The sequence below is a fragment of the Arthrobacter sp. PsM3 genome, from assembly GCF_030433895.1.
GTDB lineage: Bacteria > Actinomycetota > Actinomycetes > Actinomycetales > Micrococcaceae > Arthrobacter.
The window spans coordinates 1-410 of the sequence record NZ_JARUXE010000135.1 but is presented as its reverse complement, the minus strand read 5'-3'; the positions used below and the strand labels follow the sequence as shown (position 1 = coordinate 410).

1 protein-coding gene is annotated in these 410 nt (G+C 66.8%); it reads left to right on the top strand.

Annotated elements, in window-relative coordinates:
* Window positions 1-397, top strand: a 397-nt coding sequence (locus QCD75_RS21930) for a sulfocyanin-like copper-binding protein (protein WP_301231635.1), incomplete at its 5' end; no start/stop codon positions are given.
* Between the last annotated feature and the right edge of the window lie 13 nt (window positions 398-410).

Genomic DNA, 410 nt, shown 5'->3' with positions numbered 1-410 from the left:
CGTTTCACTGCCCAACATGGGCGGGCCCATGATGGGCCCCCGCAACGGCATGACGGGCGGGGCCATGCGCATGACGACAGACCAAAGCACTGTGGCGCACGGCCCAGTGTCCTTCCTGGTCACCAACGCGGGCACCCTCAGCCACGAACTCGTCATCCTTCCCCTTCCCGAAAGCCAGATCCCCGGCACCCGTCCGATCGGCTCGGACGCCAAAATCGACGAGGCCGGCAGCCTCGGGGAAGCGTCCAACACCTGCGCCGAAGGCACCGGGCAAGGAATCCTGCCCGGCACCTCAGGCTGGGTCACCCTCACGCTACCGCCAGGGCGCTATGAGCTCGTTTGCAACCTCCCCGGCCACTACGCCGCCGGGATGTACACCCAACTCACCGTCAGTTAGCCCCGTGCGGGAA